Annotated in this window: 18 protein-coding genes; 12 read left to right on the top strand and 6 right to left on the bottom strand. The window is 55.3% G+C overall.

Translation table 11 applies throughout. The features are described 5' to 3' along the window. Window positions 1-51: 51 nt before the first annotated feature. Both SMB34_RS01525 and SMB34_RS01520 read left to right on the top strand, forming a co-directional pair. Complete coding sequence (locus tag SMB34_RS01525) at window positions 52-948, top strand: branched-chain amino acid aminotransferase (RefSeq protein WP_007090104.1); 897 nt, start codon at window positions 52-54, stop codon at window positions 946-948. 96 nt (window positions 949-1,044) lie between these two features. Continuing rightward, window positions 1,045-1,728: a glutathione S-transferase family protein gene (locus SMB34_RS01520; protein WP_051682063.1), complete on the top strand. Its 684-nt coding sequence runs from the start codon at window positions 1,045-1,047 to the stop codon at window positions 1,726-1,728. A gap of 45 nt (window positions 1,729-1,773) precedes the next feature. Here SMB34_RS01520 and betC read toward each other — a convergent pair whose 3' ends face one another. After that, the gene (gene betC / locus SMB34_RS01515) at window positions 1,774-3,288 is read right to left on the bottom strand and encodes a choline-sulfatase (protein ID WP_037987338.1); all 1,515 of its coding nucleotides are present in this window, start codon (window positions 3,286-3,288) and stop codon (window positions 1,774-1,776) included. A gap of 223 nt (window positions 3,289-3,511) precedes the next feature. On the opposite strand from betC, the gene SMB34_RS01510 reads away from it, so the two are divergent. Together SMB34_RS01510 and SMB34_RS01505 are read left to right on the top strand one after the other, a co-directional pair. Beyond that, entirely contained in the window at window positions 3,512-4,399 is an 888-nt protein-coding gene (locus SMB34_RS01510) for a choline sulfate utilization transcriptional regulator (RefSeq protein WP_037987337.1), read from the top strand. A 116-nt stretch (window positions 4,400-4,515) separates the two neighbouring features. Beyond that, the gene (locus SMB34_RS01505; protein ID WP_037987336.1) at window positions 4,516-5,433 is read left to right on the top strand and encodes a hypothetical protein; all 918 of its coding nucleotides are present in this window, start codon (window positions 4,516-4,518) and stop codon (window positions 5,431-5,433) included. A 19-nt stretch (window positions 5,434-5,452) separates the two neighbouring features. Here SMB34_RS01505 and hemF read toward each other — a convergent pair whose 3' ends face one another. Both hemF and SMB34_RS01495 read right to left on the bottom strand, forming a co-directional pair. Then, complete coding sequence (gene hemF, locus SMB34_RS01500; RefSeq protein WP_051682062.1) at window positions 5,453-6,343, bottom strand: oxygen-dependent coproporphyrinogen oxidase; 891 nt, start codon at window positions 6,341-6,343, stop codon at window positions 5,453-5,455. Next, on the bottom strand, window positions 6,343-6,813 hold the full coding sequence (locus tag SMB34_RS01495; protein WP_037987335.1) for a tRNA (cytidine(34)-2'-O)-methyltransferase: 471 nt from the start codon (window positions 6,811-6,813) through the stop codon (window positions 6,343-6,345). The genes hemF and SMB34_RS01495 overlap by 1 nt, the downstream gene beginning before the upstream one ends. 394 nt (window positions 6,814-7,207) lie before the next feature. Here SMB34_RS01495 and petA point away from each other — a divergent pair, with 394 nt between their 5' ends. From petA to SMB34_RS01480, 3 genes are read left to right on the top strand one after another with little or no spacing between them, the layout of a single operon-like run. After that, window positions 7,208-7,759, top strand: a complete 552-nt coding sequence (gene petA / locus SMB34_RS01490) for a ubiquinol-cytochrome c reductase iron-sulfur subunit (protein WP_007090111.1) — start codon at window positions 7,208-7,210, stop codon at window positions 7,757-7,759. An 11-nt stretch (window positions 7,760-7,770) separates the two neighbouring features. Then, entirely contained in the window at window positions 7,771-9,039 is a 1,269-nt protein-coding gene (locus SMB34_RS01485; RefSeq protein WP_007090112.1) for a cytochrome b, read from the top strand. Beyond that, window positions 9,032-9,808, top strand: a complete 777-nt coding sequence (locus SMB34_RS01480; RefSeq protein WP_007090113.1) for a cytochrome c1 — start codon at window positions 9,032-9,034, stop codon at window positions 9,806-9,808. Before SMB34_RS01485 ends, SMB34_RS01480 begins: the two co-directional genes overlap by 8 nt. A gap of 100 nt (window positions 9,809-9,908) precedes the next feature. Here SMB34_RS01480 and SMB34_RS01475 read toward each other — a convergent pair whose 3' ends face one another. Further along, window positions 9,909-10,742 (bottom strand): methyltransferase domain-containing protein, encoded by an 834-nt coding sequence (locus tag SMB34_RS01475; RefSeq protein WP_037987334.1) that lies wholly within the window; start codon window positions 10,740-10,742, stop codon window positions 9,909-9,911. Window positions 10,743-10,868: 126 nt separating this feature from the next. Here SMB34_RS01475 and gloB point away from each other — a divergent pair, with 126 nt between their 5' ends. Then, a complete protein-coding gene (gloB, locus tag SMB34_RS01470) occupies window positions 10,869-11,639 on the top strand; it encodes a hydroxyacylglutathione hydrolase (RefSeq protein ID WP_037987332.1) in 771 nt (256 codons plus the stop codon). A gap of 81 nt (window positions 11,640-11,720) precedes the next feature. On the opposite strand, the gene SMB34_RS01465 is transcribed toward gloB, so the two are convergent. After that, window positions 11,721-13,145 (bottom strand): mannose-1-phosphate guanylyltransferase/mannose-6-phosphate isomerase, encoded by a 1,425-nt coding sequence (locus tag SMB34_RS01465; RefSeq protein ID WP_037987331.1) that lies wholly within the window; start codon window positions 13,143-13,145, stop codon window positions 11,721-11,723. 149 nt (window positions 13,146-13,294) lie between these two features. Further along, entirely contained in the window at window positions 13,295-14,542 is a 1,248-nt protein-coding gene (locus SMB34_RS01460) for an ROK family transcriptional regulator (RefSeq protein ID WP_156962619.1), read from the bottom strand. Between the two features lie 223 nt (window positions 14,543-14,765). Between SMB34_RS01460 and SMB34_RS01455 the strand changes: the two genes are divergently transcribed. The 4 genes from SMB34_RS01455 to SMB34_RS01440 all read left to right on the top strand — a co-directional run bounded on the left by SMB34_RS01455 (window position 14,766) and on the right by SMB34_RS01440 (window position 18,486). Further along, window positions 14,766-15,794, top strand: a complete 1,029-nt coding sequence (locus SMB34_RS01455) for a sugar ABC transporter substrate-binding protein (RefSeq protein ID WP_037987330.1) — start codon at window positions 14,766-14,768, stop codon at window positions 15,792-15,794. Window positions 15,795-15,984: 190 nt separating this feature from the next. Further along, window positions 15,985-17,067 (top strand): ABC transporter permease, encoded by a 1,083-nt coding sequence (locus tag SMB34_RS01450; protein ID WP_037987328.1) that lies wholly within the window; start codon window positions 15,985-15,987, stop codon window positions 17,065-17,067. Beyond that, window positions 17,064-17,852 carry an ATP-binding cassette domain-containing protein gene (locus tag SMB34_RS01445; RefSeq protein ID WP_037987327.1) on the top strand — a complete coding sequence of 263 codons (789 nt, stop codon included), beginning with the start codon at window positions 17,064-17,066 and terminating at the stop codon, window positions 17,850-17,852. Before SMB34_RS01450 ends, SMB34_RS01445 begins: the two co-directional genes overlap by 4 nt. A 4-nt stretch (window positions 17,853-17,856) precedes the next feature. Beyond that, entirely contained in the window at window positions 17,857-18,486 is a 630-nt protein-coding gene (locus tag SMB34_RS01440) for a nucleoside triphosphate hydrolase (RefSeq protein WP_037987325.1), read from the top strand. The last annotated feature ends 4 nt before the right edge of the window (window positions 18,487-18,490 follow it).

The following is an 18,490-nucleotide window of genomic DNA, read 5'->3' as shown; positions in this document are numbered from 1 at the left end:
TTAAGGACATAAAGTTACGTCCAAGTGCCCTTTTGAATTGGAATCTGGCAAATGATCACTCCGACCTTCGACAACCGTGATGGTTTTATCTGGTATAATGGCGAACTTAAACCCTGGCGTGAAAGCACCCTCCATGTGCTGAGCCATGCGGTCCATTATGGCAGTGCCGTCTTCGAAGGGGAACGGGCTTATAACGGCAAAGTGTTCAAACTTGCCGAACATGGTCAGCGTCTGATCAAATCGGGTGAAATTCTCGATATGAAAGTGCCTTACAGCGCGGCCGAACTTGATGATGCGGTGATCGAAACACTTGCGGCCAACAATATCACCGATGGCTATATCCGCCGCATTGCATGGCGCGGCAGTGAAATGATGGGTGTTTCGGCCCAGACCACGCGCATCAATGTCGCGATTGCGACTTGGGAATGGCCCAGCTATTTCAAGCCGGAAGAACGCCTGAAAGGCATTCGTCTCGCCCTTTCGAAATGGGCACGTCCAGCCCCGAATACCGCGCCGACCTCGGCCAAGGCAGCCGGTCTTTACATGATCTGCACCCTGTCGAAACACGAAGCGGAACGCAACGGTTTTGCCGATGCGCTGATGCTTGACTACCGTGGTCAGATTGCCGAGGCGACCGGGGCGAACGTGTTCTTTGTCAAGGACGGCAAAATCCATACCCCGACCCCGGATTGCTTCCTGGATGGTATTACGCGCCGCACCGTGATCGGGCTTGCCAAAGCGCGCGGTTTCGAGGTGATTGAACGGGCGATCATGCCCGAAGAAATGGCCGAATTCGAGGAATGCTTCCTCACCGGGACGGCAGCCGAAGTGACCCCGGTGGCCTCCATCGCCGATTACACCTTCACCCCGGCCCATGTCTGCAAGACGCTGATGGAAGACTATATGGCGCTGGTGCGCGGTGAAAAAGAAGCTGTTGCCGCCGAGTAGTAAAATTCAATAATCAGCCCGATTATTCACTTTTAATGAAAAATAGCCTGGCATCCGTTTGCCGGGCTATTTTTTGATCCAGGGACAAAACGCATCATGACGACGCCATTTTCACAAAAGTCTGATGATATACAAAACGGCAACCATACCCTGCTGTATCAGACCCATTCCCCATTTGCGCGCAAGGCACTGGTCTTTGCCCTTGAATGCGGATTGGGCGACCGGATCGAGGTCATCCATCAGGAAACCAGCCCGACCAATCGCAATGACCGGGTTTTTAGAGCCAATCCGCTGGGCAAGGTCCCGGTTCTGATCCTGCCAGATGGCATGGCCCTGTTTGATTCGGACGTGATCTGCGAGTATCTTGATAGCCTGCATACCAGTCGGAAGCTGATCCCGGTGGCGGGCACGGAACGCTGGCAGGTGCTGCGTTTGCAGGCATTGGCGCAGGGTATCTGTGATGCCGGTGTGGCTTATCGCTGGGAAACCAATCGTCGCCCGGAAAACCTGCGGTATCCGCCGCTGGCCGAGGGACAGAAAACCAAGCTGATCGAAGCATTTGACTATCTGGAAAACGAACTTGATCCCAAAGCGCCGCTCAATGGAGGTCAAATCGCGCTTGCGACCGGGCTTGACTGGATCGCGTTTCGCGAACTGGCCGATTTCAGAACCGGTCGCCCGAGGCTGAACCAATGGTATGAGGATTTCTGCGCACGTCCATCAATGGTGCAAACCGGCTATAGCGGTCAAACCCATGACCAGGGTCAGCCGCCTTCTTAAGCCGGATCATCCCCCAAGGCAGTTCTGGTATATCGCAGATATCTACTATTCCCCACGCGGGAAGCGCTGGCTTTCTTCAAGCTTGTTCAGGTCCATGTGATTGCGCATATAGCGTTCGGATGCCTTTTGCAGGGGTTGGTAATCCCACGGGAAATAGGCACCGTTGCGAAGCGATTGATAAACGATCCAGCGCCGGGCCTGACTTTCACGAACCGCACTGTCAAATGCCGCCATGTCCCAGCGCGCATCGCGCTGCTTGCGGAACGCATCAATCTGCCGGGCATATGCCGGATCGGGGGCCAGATTGCGCAATTCGTCCGGATCGGTTTCAAGATCGAAAAGCTGTTCGGGATCGAGTTCGCAATGAACGTATTTCCAGCGCCCGTCGCGAATGCAGACCAGCGGGGCGTTTGATCCCTCGGCGGCGTATTCCATCAGAACGGGTTCGCTGCGCCGGGTGCCGGAAAAGCCTGGCACGAGGCTGATGCCATCGGTCCAGGGCATGACATCGTCAAGCGAGATACCGGCCAGTTCGGCAAGGGTCGGCGTGACATCAAGGGTCGATACCGGATCGGTGTAGCAGCCCGGTGTGATGTTCGGCCCCGCCATCATCAAGGGCACACGTGCCGAACCTTCGAAGAAGCTCATTTTAAACCAAAGACCGCGATCACCCAGCATATCACCATGATCGGACAGGAACAGAATGATGGTGTTATCCACCTGCCGGGTGCGTTCGAGCACATCGATGATGTCGCCGATCTTGTCATCGATATAGGAAATATTGGCGAAATAGGCGCGGCGCGACCGGCGGATATTGTCATCGGTAATGTCAAAGGCGGTATGGTCGCACGCCGCCATCAGGCGTTTTGAATGGGCATCCTGTTCATCAAACGGGATCGCCGAAACGGAGGGTTCCAGCGCCGGGCAGTCTTCGTAAAGGTCCCAGAATTTCCTGCGCGCGACGTAAGGATCATGGGGATGGGTGAAGCTGACGGTCAGGCACCATGGGCGGTCATCCTTGCCCCGGGCCAGGTCATACAGCTTGTGGGTGGCGTGATAGGCGACCTCGTCATCATATTCCATCTGGTTGGAAATCTCGCCCACGCCGGCCCCGGTGACGGAACCCAGATTATGATACCACCAGTCGATGCGCTCGCCCGGCTTGCGATAATCGGGCGTCCAACCGAAATCGGCGGGATAAATATCGGTGGTCAGACGTTCTTCGAAGCCATGCAACTGATCGGGGCCGACAAAATGCATCTTGCCCGACAGGCAGGTGTGATATCCCGCGCGGCGCAAATGATGGGCGTAGGTCGGAATGTCGGAACAGAATTCGGCTGCGTTGTCATAGATCCGGGTGCGACTGGGCAATTGTCCGGCCATGAAGGATGCCCGCCCCGGCGCACATAGCGGAGATGCGGTATAGCAATTGCGAAACCGCGCAGACCGGGCCGCAAGGGCGGAAAGATGCGGGGTATGGAGGAATTCAGCCGGGCCATCGGGGAAAAGCGTTCCGTTTAGCTGGTCGGCCATCACGATAAGGATATTCGGGCGTTTCATTTAATGTACTGCTTTTTAACGGGTATCACGCGGAAAAAGACGGACAGCACCAACCAGAACGATCCGACACCGCAAGGAACTGCGTGATGGCAGGGAAGTGGTGCGACATTCTGGCGAAGCTCCGCTTATTCTTTTTGATGCTGATCTGATATGCTCCATTAAATTCACAAATCGATCCATGGCGAAAGCCGGTGTTTTTTAATTGCTATTATAAAGATTCTTTATGGCCCAGCGACATCTTGACCTTGGATGGCTTCGGACTTTTGACGCGGTTGGCCGACTGGGCAGCCTGACACGGGCCGCACAGGAACTTGGCCTGACACAGCCCGCCGTGACCTATCAGATCCGGCGGGTGGAGGAGCAGCTTGGCCTGTCGCTTTTTCACCGATCACAGGGCGGCAGCCGGTTAACCGAAGCGGGCGAGGTTCTGTTTCGAGCGGTGCGGGCAAGTGTGGAACGCATCGATGACGCGGCACAGGAAACGTTGCGCAAGGCGCGCGATCCGGCGATCCGGATTTTTACCGATTATGGTTTTGCTGCCTTCTGGCTGATGCCGCGCGTGGCGGATTTCCGTCGCCTGCATCCCAAGGCCGAAGTGCATATCGTGGCGTCGCAAAGTCTTGAGGACGAACTGGAACGCGATACCGATGCGGCGATGGTGTTCGGCGCCAGAGGCGATTTTCCGCCAAGCGCAAAGTTTCTGATCCCCGAACGCGTCGTGCCGGTCTGTGCGCCCGGTTTCCTTGAACGATATGGCCCGTTCGACGATCCGGCACAATTTGCCAATGTGCCGTTGCTGCATCTCGAAACCACGGAAAAGGCCCGCTGGCTGACATGGGCGACGTGGCTGGCGGCACACGGGGTTGCCCGCGAACCCGAACAGGGCGATCTGGGCCTGAACACATATGGGTTTGTCATTCAGGCAGCCCTTGCCGAACAGGGACTGGCACTGGGCTGGATCGGGCTTGTCGATCATCATCTGGCGCAGGGCAGCCTGATACAGGTAGGTCCCGAAATCACCCGCCATGATCGGGGATACTGGCTGGTGCCAAGCCCGTTGGCCCACGGCACAACCGCCGCTCTTCTGGATTGGCTGATCAACGAAACCTGAGGCGCTGACATGCCGATTGAAAAGCGCCCCTTAAAACTAATACTTTTGGATAGTTTTTTACTTTTCCCTGCGGTAAAACAGAAAACACATAAGAATAAATGTGAATGAGGAACGTCATGCGGATCATGCAATCTGTGATGACAATCGCCGCGTCGTTCATGCTTCTCGCCACCAGCGCCAGTACGGCGCCCTTGAAGCAGGACCAGATTATCCGGCTTCCGGTAAGGCAGGCGGATATTGAGGGTGTTGAAGCATGCATTCGCAGCCCATCAGATGATTGCCGAAAATGTCGGGAAAGCAATCAATCGAACCTTTCGCTGATGAATTATACTCTGCTGCACGAAGCCCTGCATGCGGGCGGAATCAAGTCCGAGGTCGAACCCGTCATATCCCCCAATTCCGAGCGCAGCCGGAAAATGATTGCATCGGGGATGGCCGATATCAAAACAGACTGGGCCTTCAACATTTCCGGAAATGCCGATTTCCTTAAAACTGATCCGCTTTTAAAAGCAGGCGAGATCGAGAAAGGCCTTTATGCACCGCGCGGATTTATGGAGGGCAAAGCCGATAACGCCCTGCCAGATATTCACACACTCCGGGCGGTGGGCATCCGCAACTGGCGGCTGGACTGGCAGGTTCTTGAAAGTCTGCCACTGGCAAGCCTGACCAATGCGGCGACAGTCAAACAAATGTTTTCGATCATCAATGCCGGTCGTGCCGATTTCACGTTGCTTGAATTTTCATCCCGGCCGGATATGGGCCGGGAAGTCGACGGTATATGGCTTTACCCAATTCCCGGCATAAAGGTATCCCTGCCCGAAACGCAGCATTTCATGGTTTCGCGAAAACTGAAAGATGCCGACAAGGTGATCGAAGCCCTGAACCGCGGTATCAAGACATTGCGCGACAATGGTTTTATAAGGCTTTGCCTAATGAATAATGGCGTCATCCATCCCAAAGTCGAGGACTGGCACACATTGAACGCGACGGCAGAAACAATCGATAGGGATCATCCGACCGTTTCATCGCAGTGACAGACCCCCGCCCTCTGGCTTATGGCCAGTTGGCTTCGGGCGGCAGGGACATCAGGATCGCCTCGGTATTGCCGCCGGTCATCAGACCAAAGCGCGTGCCGCGATCATGGAGCAGGTTGAATTCGACGTAGCGTCCGCGCTTGATCAATTGGGCGCGGCGTTCATCGTCGGTCCAGGATTTGTTGTAATGGCGTTTGACCAGTTCGGGATAGATGTCGCGAAAGGCGCGGCCCACATCCTGTGTGAAGGCAAAATCCGCATCCCAGTCAGCATCGAGATAATCATAGAAAATCCCGCCAACCCCGCGCGGTTCGTTCCGGTGCGGCAGGAAGAAATATTCATCGCACCATTTTTTGAACCGGTCGTAATAATCATCGTCATGCGCGTCACAGGCCGCCTTCAGCGCGCCGTGAAAATCGGCGGTGTCGGCATCCTGCGGGAATACCGGGGTCAGGTCAGCCCCACCGCCGAACCATGCCTTGGTGGTCACGATATGGCGGGTATTCATATGCACCGCCGGGACATGCGGTGAACAGGGATGGGCCACCAGTGAAATGCCCGCCGCCCAGAAATTCGGATTTTTATCCGCACCGGGGATTTCAGCGCGGAATTTTTCGGAAAATTCGCCATAAACGGTCGAGATATTGACCCCGACCTTTTCAAACACGCGGCCCTTCATGACCGACATTTCACCGCCGCCCTGATCTTCGCCATTCTGATCTTTGCCACGTTCCCAGCTTTTGCGTTCAAACCGCCCGGCCGGTTGATCGGCGAGCGGTCCGGTATAGCTGTCTTCGAGCGCCTCGAAACTGGCACAGATTTCATCGCGCAACTGGCGAAACCAGTTCCGCGCCGTTTCCTTGTGCTCTTCGATCTTTTGGGCGATCAGATCGTTATCGGTGCTGGTCATCAGGCCTTCTCCGGGAAGCTGTTGGTTTGGCGCAGGGCTTCGCCCAATGTCATTGCCGTAGCCATCGCGACGTTAAGCGACCGCATTCCGGGTTTAAGCGGAATAACGACGCGGGCATCGACATAATCATGCACCTGATCGGGCACGCCACTGCTTTCGGAGCCCAGCATCAGAATATCATCGGGTCGATAGTCAAAATCGCAATAAGGCACCGCCCCCTTGGTCGTCAGCAATACCAGACGCCCGGGAACGGTTCCATCCTTACGCGCCTGCACAAAGCCGCGCCAATCGGCATGGCGTGTATAATCCGCCGCCCCCAGATAATCCATCCCCGCACGCTTGAGTGCCGCCGAGGTCAGAAGAAAACCGCAGGGTTCGATAATGTCGACGGGAACCCCGAGACATGCCGCCATGCGCAAGATGGTACCGGTGTTCTGGGGAATGTCGGGTTCGAACAGACAGATTCTCATAAGGCTTTATAGACTCGCAACATTTTCGATCTGAAATCCGGGCGCAAAACCTTACAAAATTACGCCGATATATCGCCATTAGACTTATTTGGAATAAGACGAGACAAGGATATAACCACTTGGTTGTGAATACGCCAGTCTGTTAGAAAACGCTACGTTCGCTTCGATTGTGCACCGCAAAACCAAATAGGCAAATCGAATGCGAACAATTTGCAACTCCAAGTTCCCCTTAACAAACCCCCTTTTTGTTAGTATACGAACCCGGTTTCAGGCCTGAAGGCTTTGGGGCAAAAGCATTGTTTGATTTCCATCAATGGAAATTAAAGGTCTTTGCCCTAAGTGTGCAGTTGGGCATTCCGCATGCCTGTTTTGGGGGCAGAAAGAGGAATACATTATGTCGCAAACGGTGCAATCATCCGGGGACCACACTCCGGACGAGAACCGCAGGGATTTTCTGACCCTGGCGACCACGGCAGTCGGTGTTGTTGGCACCGGCATGGCGCTGTGGCCGTTCGTGGACAGCATGAACCCGTCCAAGGACGTTCTTGCGCTGGCCTCGGTCGAAGTTAACCTGTCAAATATTCCGGTCGGTCAGGCCGTCAAGGTCATGTGGCGCGGTAAACCCGTATTCATCCGCCACCGTACCGAACGTGAAATCAATGAAGCCGAAGAGGTTTCCTTGAACGAGCTGGTCGATCCGCAATCCGATGAAGCCCGTGTCCAGAAAAAGGAATGGCTGATCGTGGTCGGTGTCTGCACCCATCTGGGCTGCATTCCGATGGGCACGGCAACCGGTGAGACACGCGGTGATTATGACGGATGGTATTGTCCGTGCCACGGGTCGCACTACGACACGTCCGGTCGTATCCGCAAAGGTCCGGCACCGCTGAACCTTGTCGTGCCGACCTACACCTTCCTCACCGACACGTCGGTTCAGATCGGCTAAGGAGCAGGTAGATGAGTGCACCCGTTTGGAATAACAAGGTAGTGAAATGGGTCGATGACCGTCTTCCGGTCTTCTCCATGTTGCATCACTCCGCTTATGAATATCCGACCCCGAAGAACCTGTCCTATATGTGGAACTTCGGTTCTTTGGCCGGTTTTGTTCTGGTGACGATGATTCTCTCCGGGATTTTCCTGGTGATGAATTACACCCCGCATGCCGATATGGCGTTCTGGTCGGTCGAGCGCATCATGCGTGATGTGAACTATGGCTGGCTGATCCGCTATATCCACATGAACGGCGCATCGATGTTCTTCATCTGCGTCTATATCCATATTTTCCGTGGCCTGTATTACGGGTCTTACAAAGCACCGCGTGAAATGCTGTGGTGGATCGGTATCCTGATCCTTCTGGCGATGATGGCAACCGCGTTCATGGGCTATGTCCTGCCGTGGGGCCAGATGTCATTCTGGGGGGCGACGGTTATTACCAACCTGTTCTCGGCCTTCCCGATCATTGGCGATCCGCTGGTGACATGGCTTTGGGGCGGTTTCTCGGTTGATAACCCGACGCTCAACCGGTTCTTCTCGCTGCATTACCTGATGCCGTTCGTGATCCTTGGTCTTGTGGTCCTGCATGTCTGGGCCCTGCACACCGTACGGTCGAACAACCCGACCGGCGTTGAAATCAAGACACCGCAGGATGCAATCGCGTTCCACCCGTACTATACGATCAAGGATCTGTTCGGTATGGGCGTGTTCCTGATCTTCTTCCTGTTCTTCGTGTTCTTTGCGCCCGACTTCTTTGGCGAGCCGGATAACTATATCCCGGCGAACCCGCTGGTGACCCCGCCGCATATCGTGCCGGAATGGTACTTCCTGCCGTTCTATGCGATCCTGCGGTCCATCGACTTCACCATCTTCGGTATTCCGGCAAAGCTGCTTGGCGTGCTTGCGATGTTTGCATCCATCATCGTTCTGTTCGTCATTCCGTGGCTTGATACCTCGAAGGTGCGCAGTTCGAAGTTCCGCCCGGTTTACAAGTGGTTCTTCCTGATCCTGTTCATTGACTGCTTTATCCTTGGATATTGCGGCAAGAAGGCCCCGGATGACTACTTCTTGGGGATCGAAGGGCTTAAAGTGATCACCGTTGGCCAGCTGGCAACGCTTTACTACTTCGCGCATTTCCTTCTGGTCATGCCGATTGTCGGTAAACTGGAACGGCCCAAACCGCTTCCGGCCAGCATCAGCGAATCCGTACTCAAGGGAGGCGCAAATGCGTAAGTTTGCATTGACCGCCATTGCTGCGGCATTCGCACTGAGCGCCTTTGCCGGCACATCGGCAAAGGCCGCGGGCAACGCTCCGGTTCCGGAAGCACAGGAATGGAGCTGGCAGGGGCTTTTTGGCACCTATGACCGGGCGCAGATGCAGCGCGGTTTCCAGGTTTACAAAAACGTGTGTGCCGGTTGCCACAGTCTTCGTTTCATAGCGTTCCGTAACCTGGAAGGCATCGGGTTTAACGAAGACCAGATCAAGGCCATCGCGGCGGAATACGATATTGAAGACGGCCCGAACGATGATGGTGACATGTTCACCCGTCCGGGTATTGCGTCGGACTATTTCCCGTCACCTTTCCCGAACGACAAAGCTGCCGCTGCGTCGAACGGGGGTGCGATTCCGCCCGATCTGTCATTGATGACGAAGGCACGCCTGCATGGTCCGGATTATGTTTATGCCCTGCTGACCGGTTACGAGGAAGAAGCACCTGAGGGCTTCGACCTTGCGGAAGGCAAGTATTACAACCACTACTTCCCGGGTCATCAGATTTCGATGGCACCGCCGCTTTATGATGAAGCGGTCGAGTACACCGATGGCACACCGATGACCATGGAACAGCACGCGCATGACGTGGTTGCGTTCCTGAACTGGACGGCACAGCCGGAACTTGAAGCCCGCAAATCAATGGGCATGAAAGTTCTGTTGTTCCTGATCGTTCTGACCGCGATGCTCTATGCGGTGAAACGCAAAATCTGGCGCGATATCGAACATTAAGCGTTCGCGATATCGTCAAAAATCAAAGGCCGTCGGGAAACCGGCGGCCTTATTTGTTGGCGCATCGCAAAGCGTCGTCGCACGGAACTGCCGCCTGTGATCAGGATTTGGGGTTGGCGGGCAGAGGTTCGGCACAGGTCAATGCGGTTTCGCACGCAATGTCAGCGTGATTTCCGCTGGAATGGTTGCCAGTCGAATGATTGCCGTCCGCCGGGCGCAGGGGCGGAACAGTCACAGGGATATGTACCAGCCTGCGTTTACGCGCCGGGGTGCCGGTGCTGGCGTAAAGCTGTTTTCCCGCTTCGACAATCGAAACCCCGGCAAAGGCCTTGAACAGACGCGATCCGACATTTTCGAATGCCTGCGACCAGCGCAGCAGAAACCGGCTTTGGGTCGGGGGCAGGAAAAGGGCGCGGCTGTGCTGCACGGGCAGGAACATGTTTTCGCGCATCAGGTTCTGAAGCTGTGACACGCTATAGGGATGGCCAAAGCCAAAGGGCGTATTTTCCGACCAGGACCAGAGCGAGCTTCGGTTGGGTGTGACCACCACGATCCGGCCGTTGGGGGTCAATACCCGCCAGCATTCGCGCATCAGGCGGCGCATGGAATCGGAATGTTCGACCAGATGCACCAACAGGATGCGGTCGACCGAGCTATCGGGCAGCGGCAGCATGGTTTCTTCGGTAAGGGCGACATGGTTGGGATCGCCCGCGGGCCACGGCACGCAGCCCTGCTGGCCGGGCATGAAAGCCAGCACGCGTTCCGCCTCGCCCATGAAGGGGCGCAGATAGGGCGTGGCATAACCAAAACCCAGCACGCGCATGCCGCGGACATCCGACCACATCACGCGCAAGCGGCGACGGATCAGGCGGCGAGCGGCCTGCCCGAGGCTTCCGGCATAAAAACGGTGAAGATCAACAACATCCTGACGCATGAAAATAGCCTAGAGCCTTTTCTGATTGGATTGAAGCGCAAAAACCTTGCACGATGCGTGATTGTTTTAAGAAGCCGCAAGCTGATAGGCTTGGCGCATATTCCATTCACACACGCGAGGTCGGCCATGTCCGCAGGCGATGTCTTTGTCATTCCGTGCCTTTCCGATAATTACACCTATCTTGTGCGCTGCCACGAAACAGGTACGACCGCGATTGTCGATCCGGGCGAGGCAGGCCCGGTGATAAGCGCGCTTGAAGATCGCGGCTGGTCGCTTGATATCGTGATCAATACCCATCATCACAATGACCATATCGGCGGCAATGCGGAACTGATCACCCGATATGGCGCGAAACTGATTGGCCCCAAGGCCGAAACCATGCGCATTCCCGGCATGGATCAGACGGTCGCCGAGGGGGATGAGGTGATGATGGGTGTGCTTTCCGGGCAGGTCTTTGACGTGCCGGGCCATACCAGCGGCCATATTGCGTTTTATTTTCCGGCGGTATCGGCCCTGTTTTCCGGCGACAGTCTGTTTGCATTGGGTTGCGGGCGGTTGTTTGAAGGAACGCCAGCCCAGATGTGGCAGTCCCTGCAAAAATTTCGCAACCTTCCGGGCGAGACGCTGGTGTATTGCGGGCATGAATATACCCAGTCCAATGCCCGGTTTGCCGCAACGATTGAAACCGGCAATGTGGCGCTTAAGGCGCGCTGCGCGGAAATTGATGATCTGCGCGCACGCGGTATCCCGACCATTCCATCACGCATGGACAAGGAACTGGCAACCAACCCGTTCCTGCGCGCCGATCATGCATCGGTTGCCAGCGACCTTGGCATGGAAGGTGCAACCGCCACCGAGATTTTTGCCGAAATCCGCGGGCGGAAGGATCGGTTCTAATCATGGCATGAAGCAAGAAATTGCTGGCAGAAGGCAATTTCTTGCTTCTGTAATCGTGCGATAAAAGGCGTTGCTCAGGACTTATTCGGGGATACGTCCATAAACGTCGTCAAGACGTTCAATGTCATCTTCACCGAGATAGCTACCAGATTGGACTTCGATCAGTTCCAGCGGGATTTTCCCCGGGTTTTCCATGCGGTGCACGGCCCCAACCGGGATATAGGTTGACTGGTTTTCGCCCAGCAGGAATTTTTTGCCATCACAGGTGACCAAAGCACTGCCTTTGACAACGATCCAGTGTTCGGCCCGATGGTGGTGCCGTTGCAAAGAAAGCTGGGCACCGGGTTTTACGGTAATGCGTTTGACCTGATAGCGATCACTGTGATCAATGCTGTCATAATCGCCCCACGGACGCGCAACCCGCCGATGATCAAGAGCCTGCCCGTGATTTTCCGCAGCAAGGTCCCTGACGACGTTTTTGATGGCCTCGACCTCGGCAGACGCGCTGACCAGAAGTGCGTCTGGTGTATCAATCACCACCAGATCCTTGGTCCCCAATGTCACGATCAGGCGACGGTCTGTGCCATGAACAACCGTGTTTTCCGAGTTGACCATACGAACGTTTTCTTCAACACCAAGAACACAGTTTCCGTTCTGCAACTTTGTCCCCAGGTCTGACATCGCGTTCCAACTGCCAACGTCGCTCCAGACGCCCTGGAATGGTGCGACAAGAACATTTTCGGCACGTTCCATGACCGCATAGTCGATGCTTTTTGCCATCGCGTCTTTGAATTGCCCACCGGGGCGAAGGAAATGACCATCTAGTTGTGCCGACGCTATAGCGTCGCTGCACGCGTCAAAGGTCTGAGGCTCAAAGCGTGCAATCGCATCAGCCAGGACATCCGCACGCACAAGAAATATTCCGGCGTTCCAGAGATGCTTTCCCGAAGACAGAAATGCCATCGCAGTTTCGTGATCGGGTTTTTCAAGAAATTTTGCCGATTTCCATATGCCCGGCCCAACTTCGTCACCGGTTTCGATATATCCGTAAGCCGTGCTTGGTGACGTAGGGCGCACACCAAAAGTGACGATATTGCCGCTCTTTGCATAATATGCCGCTTCGAGCACCATTTTACGGAAAAGATCATTGTCCGGAATAAAGTGATCCGCTGGGCAGAAAAGCAAAATGCTTTCGGGATTTTCTTGCCTTGCATGACAGGCGGCAAGCGCCATCGCAGGTGCGGTGTCCCTTGCGATCGGTTCGAGAATTTGCGTCAGATTTACTTTGGATTTTTCAGCAGCTTCTTCGACAAAGAAACGGTGCTCTTCACCCGATAACGCCAAAATATTGCCAAATGACGACAACCGTTCGAACGTAAGTTGAAGCAGGGATTTACCATGATACACAGGAATGAATTGCTTGGGGAAACCCTTGCGTGACAAAGGCCATAAGCGCGTTCCGGAACCTCCGCAAAGCACAACAGGTGTAATTTCTTTTATTGTCATTTCAAGAACCGATCCCAGAGGCTATCAAACCAAAGTCAACAGCCCCTGTTATAGTTGGAAACAGCTTTCAGTTCCAAGGAGTTTAAAGCCCTGATCACTGAAAGGATCACCATTGTTGACCCTAAACGGAAAGCTTGCGCCAAAAGAAGTCAGGCCATCTGTTTGAACAGGACGTTCTGATCAAGCAGATAGCGCGAAAACAGTGGCAGGCTGGCGGCACCGATGGCACGTGCGGCACTGCCGACCGCACCCTGTTCGATATGCGGGGGGGCGATGCCTTGCAGGTCGAGTTTGAGGGTGGCCTTGCGCGTGGCATCGACGATTCTGGCACAGACATCTTTGGGGAAGCCGCCATCGACAATGACGGCTTCGAAATCAATCACCGAGCAGACCGAGGTAATGGCAATCGCAAGGCCGCGCGCGGTGTGATCGATCCAGAGATCAAGGGTCGCGCCAAGCTGATGCCAGTAATCGGGATCCTTCCAAAGCAGGGCGGGATCACGGCCTTCGCGGGTCAGCATTTCTTCGAGCACGAAGATGGATGCCTGATCGATCAACTGGCTGGGATGACCGGATCGCGACGGGACAGGCATCGAGCCAAAGGCCCCGGCATTGCCGGTTTTACCAGCATAAAGCGCCTGATTGAGCACCACCCCGCCACCAATGAACGATCCGATAAAGAAATAGGCGAAGTCGGAATAATTCGGCCCTGCCCCAAACACCAGTTCCGCCCCGCAGGCCGCCGTGGCGTCATTCTGCTGAAACACGGGGAACGGCACGATTTCGCCGATGATGTCGATCAGATCGACATCACGCCAGGCGCTCATATCTTCGGGCGGAGCGCCGACTTCTTCGACCCAGTTCCATAATTCGAATGGGGCGGCAATGCCGATCCCGGCGATGCGTTGGCGATGCGTGGTTGACAGGTCGCGCGACAATTGTTCGACCGAGGCGCGCACGAATTTGCGGATGCCGTCCGGGGTCGGGTATTTATAGGCTTCGTTCAGGCTGGCGCGGACAGTCCCGACAAAATCCATCAGGATCAGTTCGGCGCTGCGTCGCCCGATTTTAAGGCCGAATGAAAAAACGCCATCGGGATCAAGTGCCATCGGGATTGATGGTTTGCCAACCTTGCCGCGCACCGGATCGCCGCGTTTAAGCAATCCATCCTTTTCCAGCGCACGCATGATCACGGAAACGGTTTGCGCCGAAAGTCCGGAAAGACGGGCAATATCGGCCTTCGACAATCCGACATTGCGACGTACCAGTGACAATACCAGCCGTTCATTATAGGCGCGCACGCGTAACTGGTTTGCACCCCCGCCCGGATGAAGCGGACGCGCTCCCTGTCCCTCATCCCCGGCAATGTCCGGGTTGATATACAGTGAAGGTGTCATTTTTATCCTCCCACTCGGGTTCTTTATTGCCCGAATGGGTTTGAGAGTGACAGGATTAATTAATAAATCAATCGGATTTATTAATTGACAGCCTCGAGCATTTGGTGTGTCGTAGGCAACAGACAGGCACAAAAGACGTGCGCAACGATACGTTCCACCTGTCGCAAAATGAACAAATCCGGCCCAAAGGGCTGATTATCAGGTTATTCCTGGGAGGAAACAGATGAAGAAGACTCTTGTTGGCGCCACCCTTGGGGCGCTTGCGCTTGGCCTTGCCGCTGCACCGCATGCTGCCAAAGCCGATGAAATCGGTGCCTGCCTTATCACCAAAACCGACATCAACCCATTCTTTGTGAAAATGAAGGAAGGCGCGCAGGCCGCGTCGGTTGCCAATGGTGTCAACCTTTCGACTTTTGCCGGTAAAATCGATGGGGACCATGAAACCCAGGTGCAGGCGATTGAATCCTGCATCGCATCGGGTGCGAAGGGTATCCTTCTGACCGCATCGGACACCAAGGCGATTGTGCCGGTTGTCAAAAAGGCGCGTGATGCCGGATTGCTCGTCATTGCACTTGATACCCCGCTTGAGCCAATCGACTCCGCCGATGCGACCTTTGCCACCGATAACTTCAAGGCGGGCGAATTGATCGGCCAATGGGCCGCTGCCAAGCTCGGCGACAAGGCCTCGGATGCGAAAATCGCGTTTCTTGACCTGACGCCAAGTGCCCCATCGGTTGACGTTCTGCGTGATCAGGGCTTCATGAAAGGGTTCGGGATCGACATCAAGGACCCGAACAAAATCGGTGACGAAGATGATCCCCGCATCGTTGGCCATGACATCACTAACGGCAACGAGGAAGGCGGCCGCAAGGCGATGGAAAACCTGTTACAGCAGGATTCCGAAATCAATGTCGTCTATACCATCAACGAACCGGCAGCCGCCGGTGCCTATGAGGCGCTGAAATCGTTTGGCATGGAAGACGGCGTTCTGATCGTGTCGGTCGATGGCGGTTGCCCGGGCGTTCTGAACGTTCAGGATGGCGTGATTGGCGCAACATCGCAGCAATATCCGCTTGATATGGCCTATAAGGGTATCGAGGCGATCAAGGCCTGGGCCGAAAGCGGTGAAAAACCAGCCAATACCGAAGGTCTTAACTTCTATGATACCGGGGTCAACCTTGTGACCGGTGATCCAGCCGAAGGTGTTCCGTCGATTGATATCGATGAAGGCATGAAACGCTGCTGGGGCTAAGCCCCTTAGCGTGACGATCTGATATTCGAGGAGGGCGGTCATAAACGCCGCCCTCTTGTCCCACAAAAAGGTTACACTTGGTCTGCCCCTACCCGATCCAAGCCGGTCATCAGAACCGGCGGGGGCATTTGATGAACTGTTGTGCATGATTTTTCGCAACCCATGTTCACGACCAAGCCGGGAGGAAGCGATGAGCGAACCTGCTCGCACATCTCGCACGAAACAGGAATACGAACAGACGCTTGACGCCAGCGACAAGGCGGTTGCGCAGTTCGACCATAAAAGCCGGAACTTTCTGGATGCCACGCAACATTTCCTGCATGGCAATCCGACGATGGTGCCGGTGATCGTCCTTGTCATTTCGATTATCATCTTTGGTGCACTGGCGGGACCGAAGTTCTTTTCGCCGTTCAACCTGTCGCTGATTGTGCAGCAGGTTTCGATCATCGGCATTCTGGCCGCCGCACAAAGCCTTGTGATCCTGACCGCCGGGATTGATCTTTCGGTCGGTGCGATCATGGTTTTGATGTCGGTCATTATGGGGCAACTTGCGATCACGCTTGGCGTCCCCGCACCGCTTGCCATCCTGATCGGGTTTGTCGGCGGCATTCTGGCCGGGATGCTGAACGGGTTTCTCGTCACCCGCATCAAGTTACCGCCCTTTATCGTGACATTGGGCACGTGGAATATTTTCTTTGCGCTGAACCTTTGGCTTTCGGGCGCGCAGTCGATCCGTAGCCAGACACTGGATGAAATCGCACCGCTTTTGAAATTCTTTGGCGAAAGCATCGCGATTGGCGGGGCGCGGATCACCTATGGCTCGGTCCTGATGCTCGTCATCTTTGCCGTCCTTTGGTACATCCTGAACCATACCAGTTGGGGCCGGCATGTTTATGCCATCGGCGATGACAAGGAAGCCGCCGAACTTTCAGGCATTCGCACCAACCGCACGCTTATCATGGTTTATGGCCTTGCCGGGCTTGTCTGTGGCATTGGTGCGTGGGCATCGATCGGGCGTGTTGGCTCGGTCTCGCCGCAAAGTTTTCAGGAAGCAAACCTGCAATCGATTACCGCAGTTGTGATTGGCGGCATTTCGCTGTTTGGCGGGCGCGGGTCGATCATCGGGCCGCTGATTGGGGCGCTGATCGTTGGGGTGTTCAATTCAGGGCTTCGGCTTGTCGGGGTTGATGTTCTTTGGCAGGTGTTTGCGATTGGCTGGCTGACGATTATCGCCGTTGCAATCGACCAGTGGATCAGAAAGGTATCGTCATGAGCACGGATAAAAAACCTGTCCTGACCGCACGCGGTATCGTTAAACGCTATGGCCGGGTGACCGCACTTGATCACGCGGATTTTGACCTTTATCCCGGCGAAGTCCTTGCGGTGATCGGTGATAATGGCGCGGGAAAATCATCATTGATCAAGGCGCTCTCGGGGGCGATCACGGTGGACGAAGGCGTGATCGAGCTTGATGGCAGGCCGGTGCATTTTTCGTCCCCGATGGAAGCCCGCGAAGCCGGGATTGAAACGGTTTATCAAAACCTTGCGCTTTCGCCGGCCCTGTCGATTGCGGATAACATGTTCATGGGGCGCGAGCTGCGCAAACCGGGTTTTATGGGCAAATATTTCGGGGCCCTTGACCATAAGGGCATGCAACGCATCGCGCGGGAAAAGCTTTCCGAGCTTGGCCTGATGACGATCCAGAACATCAATCAGGCGGTCGAAACGCTTTCGGGCGGGCAGCGGCAGGGGGTTGCGGTTGCCCGTGCGGCGGCCTTCGGATCTCGCGTCGTGATCATGGATGAACCGACCGCGGCCCTTGGGGTCAAGGAAAGCCGCCGGGTGCTGGAACTGATTGCCGATGTCAAATCGCGCGGCATGCCGATTGTGCTGATTTCGCACAATATGCCCCATGTGTTCGAGGTGGCGGATCGCATCCATGTTCATCGTTTGGGCAAGCGGCTTTGCACGATCAATCCTGATGATTACAGCATGTCGGACGCGGTCGCCTTTATGACCGGAGCAAAGGAGCCGCCAGAAATATCTGCGGCGGCCTGAATTCATGGTGCCGGATATCGACACCCTGACGGCGATGATCAGGGACAGACAGATTGGTGATCGACGCCTCCTTGTCGCGATCGCCGGAGCACCAGCCTCGGGCAAATCGACTTTGTCCGAACGGCTTCATCACCATCTGGGGGGTGATGAAGCCGGGGCTGTTGTCGTGCCGATGGATGGCTATCATTTCGATGATGCCATCCTTTCTGCGCGGGGACTGCTGCCGCGTAAAGGTGCGCCGGAAACGTTTGATACCGGCGGCTTCAAACGCACGCTTGAAGCGATCCGTACCGATGATGACGATGTTTATGTCCCGGTATTCGACCGCCATCTGGAACTGTCACGCGGATCGGCCCGATGCGTTTCACAACGCCATCGCATTGTGCTGGTCGAAGGCAATTATCTGTTGCTCAATCAGTCGCCGTGGGATCAGTTGGCAAGCCTGTTCGACCTGACCCTGTTCATCGACACACCGCTTGCGGTTTTGGAAAAGCGTCTTATTCAGCGGTGGCTTGACCACGGACATGACCAGCCTTCAGCGCGGCAGAAAGCATTGGATAATGATATCCCCAATGCCAGAACTGTTGCCGAGTACAGCAAGTTCGGCACAGCCATTATTATAAATAACGCCTGATAGG

The organism is Thalassospira permensis NBRC 106175 (genome assembly GCF_000714555.1).
In the GTDB taxonomy this organism is placed as follows: Bacteria; Pseudomonadota; Alphaproteobacteria; order Rhodospirillales; family Thalassospiraceae; genus Thalassospira; species Thalassospira xiamenensis.
Note: the sequence above shows the minus strand (reverse complement) of the source record. Positions and strands in the feature narration are given on the sequence as shown.

What these genes read in the sequence shown, in the direction of transcription:
- SMB34_RS01525 (WP_007090104.1), top strand. Translation starts at nt 52, where the DNA reads ATGATCACTCCGACCTTCGACAACCGTGATGGTTTTATCTGGTATAAT.
- SMB34_RS01520 (WP_051682063.1), top strand. Translation starts at nt 1,045, where the DNA reads ATGACGACGCCATTTTCACAAAAGTCTGATGATATACAAAACGGCAAC.
- betC (WP_037987338.1), bottom strand. Translation starts at nt 3,288, where the DNA reads ATGAAACGCCCGAATATCCTTATCGTGATGGCCGACCAGCTAAACGGA.
- SMB34_RS01510 (WP_037987337.1), top strand. Translation starts at nt 3,512, where the DNA reads ATGGCCCAGCGACATCTTGACCTTGGATGGCTTCGGACTTTTGACGCG.
- SMB34_RS01505 (WP_037987336.1), top strand. Translation starts at nt 4,516, where the DNA reads ATGCGGATCATGCAATCTGTGATGACAATCGCCGCGTCGTTCATGCTT.
- hemF (WP_051682062.1), bottom strand. Translation starts at nt 6,343, where the DNA reads ATGACCAGCACCGATAACGATCTGATCGCCCAAAAGATCGAAGAGCAC.
- SMB34_RS01495 (WP_037987335.1), bottom strand. Translation starts at nt 6,813, where the DNA reads ATGAGAATCTGTCTGTTCGAACCCGACATTCCCCAGAACACCGGTACC.
- petA (WP_007090111.1), top strand. Translation starts at nt 7,208, where the DNA reads ATGTCGCAAACGGTGCAATCATCCGGGGACCACACTCCGGACGAGAAC.
- SMB34_RS01485 (WP_007090112.1), top strand. Translation starts at nt 7,771, where the DNA reads ATGAGTGCACCCGTTTGGAATAACAAGGTAGTGAAATGGGTCGATGAC.
- SMB34_RS01480 (WP_007090113.1), top strand. Translation starts at nt 9,032, where the DNA reads ATGCGTAAGTTTGCATTGACCGCCATTGCTGCGGCATTCGCACTGAGC.
- SMB34_RS01475 (WP_037987334.1), bottom strand. Translation starts at nt 10,742, where the DNA reads ATGCGTCAGGATGTTGTTGATCTTCACCGTTTTTATGCCGGAAGCCTC.
- gloB (WP_037987332.1), top strand. Translation starts at nt 10,869, where the DNA reads ATGTCCGCAGGCGATGTCTTTGTCATTCCGTGCCTTTCCGATAATTAC.
- SMB34_RS01465 (WP_037987331.1), bottom strand. Translation starts at nt 13,145, where the DNA reads ATGACAATAAAAGAAATTACACCTGTTGTGCTTTGCGGAGGTTCCGGA.
- SMB34_RS01460 (WP_156962619.1), bottom strand. Translation starts at nt 14,542, where the DNA reads ATGACACCTTCACTGTATATCAACCCGGACATTGCCGGGGATGAGGGA.
- SMB34_RS01455 (WP_037987330.1), top strand. Translation starts at nt 14,766, where the DNA reads ATGAAGAAGACTCTTGTTGGCGCCACCCTTGGGGCGCTTGCGCTTGGC.
- SMB34_RS01450 (WP_037987328.1), top strand. Translation starts at nt 15,985, where the DNA reads ATGAGCGAACCTGCTCGCACATCTCGCACGAAACAGGAATACGAACAG.
- SMB34_RS01445 (WP_037987327.1), top strand. Translation starts at nt 17,064, where the DNA reads ATGAGCACGGATAAAAAACCTGTCCTGACCGCACGCGGTATCGTTAAA.
- SMB34_RS01440 (WP_037987325.1), top strand. Translation starts at nt 17,857, where the DNA reads ATGGTGCCGGATATCGACACCCTGACGGCGATGATCAGGGACAGACAG.